At 65.6% G+C, this 1,296-nt stretch carries 1 protein-coding gene and 1 pseudogene; both read left to right on the top strand.

Features of this window, described 5'->3' with window-relative positions:
* On the top strand, positions 1 to 609 hold a 609-nt coding region (locus AB4Y99_RS27665; RefSeq protein WP_441525608.1), incomplete at its 5' end, for a phage protein Gp27 family protein.
* A pseudogene (locus AB4Y99_RS27670) lies at positions 602 to 1,296 on the top strand (hypothetical protein); the annotation flags it as partial. The gene AB4Y99_RS27665 and the pseudogene AB4Y99_RS27670, both read left to right, overlap by 8 nt.

Below are 1,296 nucleotides of genomic sequence, written 5' to 3' on the forward strand. Positions count from 1 at the left end.
TCCGATGGTCGACCAGCCCTCGCCGAAGTTCTGACCATGGCGAAGCGCCCGAGCTCGATCGACAAGCTGCCCGAGGAGGTCCGCGACTGGATCGGCCGCCTGCGCGACCAGGGCCGCACCCTCGACGAGATCATCGCGAAGCTGCGCGAGCTCGACGTCGAGGCGCTGCCGTCGCGGTCTGCTCTGCATCGTCATCTGCAGAAAGCCGATGCCATCGCCGAACGCCTGCGCAAGAGCCGCACCGTCGCCGACGTCATCGTTCGCCGCCTGGGCGAGAGCGAGCCGGACAAGGCGACCAGGCTTAATATCGAGCTGATGCACCAGGCCGTCTTCGACATGCTCGCCACCACCGGCGAGGACGGCGAGCCCGTCACGTTGGAGCCGATGCAGGTGATGCTGATCGCCAAGGCTCTCGACCATCTCGGCAAGGCCTCGAAGGACGATGTGGCGCGCACGGTCGCGATCGAGAAGCGCGCGGCCGAGAGAGCGCGGGCGGAAGCGCTGAAGCAGGCGGAAGCAGCCGTAGTGAAGCATGGCGGGCCGCAGGCGCTGACCCCGGCGCTCAAGGAAACCTTCGCCGATCTGCTGTTCGGCAAACCCCATGGCTGATCGTTCCGACGCTGCCGTCGAGGTCGACACCGCGTCTCGTCCGACCCGCGACGAGTGGGTTGCACTGCGCACGAAGCAGGGCCGCGCCACGGATGCCGATCGACGCCTCACCGCGCCCCTGCTCGGCTATCAGCGCGAAGTCTCATTGGCCTGCCGCGAACATGATGTTGTCGTCGTCGAGAAATCGCGGCGCACGGGCGCCACCTGGGGTGCCGCGGCCGACGCAGTCCTGCGATCGGCTTCACCTCGTTCGAACGGCGGCATGGACACACTCTACATGGGCACTTCGCACGACATGGCGAAGGAGTTCATCGACGCCGCCGCAGATTGGGCCCGCATCTTCCAGCATGTCGCGGTGACCAGCGGCGAGACCATCTTTGACGACGGATCGAAAGACGGCGTGAAGGCCTTGAAGATCGATTTTGCTTCCGGCTTCTCGATCGTCGCACTGTCCTCGAAACCGCGCTCGCTGCGCGGCCGCCAAGGCTTCGCGATCCTCGACGAAGCCGCCTTCGTCGACAACCTGTCCGAGCTTATCAAGGCGGCCATGGCCTTCCTGATCTGGGGCGGCAAGGTGTTGATCATCTCGACGCACAACGGCGCCGACAATCCCTTCAACGGCTTGATCACCGATATCCGCTCCGGCCGGCTTCGCTACGGCATCGTCCGCTTCGACCTGGACGATGC

This window comes from Allobosea sp. TAB14, assembly GCF_052113865.1.
Classification (GTDB): Bacteria; Pseudomonadota; Alphaproteobacteria; order Rhizobiales; family Beijerinckiaceae; genus Allobosea; species Allobosea spartocytisi.